Below are 264 nucleotides of genomic sequence, written 5' to 3'. Positions count from 1 at the left end.
ATTCCGCCTTGCCGGTTTTCCGTAAACCCGCCTTTGCAGCTTTGTTGCTTTCGGTCACCATGCTGGCAGGCTGCGCCACCAACAAGACGCCGCAGTTCAGCTATGATGCCGATGTGCCAGCGTTGCCCGTCGTGCCGACCGCTGTCACCGATGACCGGCCTCGGCCGCTTCACACGCCGCCGGCCTGGGCGGTCGCACGCGGCGGAACCGCTGCCGGAACACCGGCAGGCCGGGTTGAGAACGCCAATGCCGCCGCCCGCGTCG

Annotated in this window: 1 pseudogene; it reads left to right on the top strand. The window is 67.4% G+C overall.

Annotation, left to right across the window (positions count from 1 at the left end):
• Positions 1 to 264 (top strand): annotated as a pseudogene (locus HBA93_RS21685) (P-type conjugative transfer protein TrbG); the annotation flags it as partial.

Origin of the sequence: Ochrobactrum sp. SFR4 (genome assembly GCF_019730395.1) — a bacterium.
GTDB lineage: Bacteria > Pseudomonadota > Alphaproteobacteria > Rhizobiales > Rhizobiaceae > Pseudochrobactrum.
This window is presented reverse-complemented; position numbering and strand designations above follow the sequence as displayed.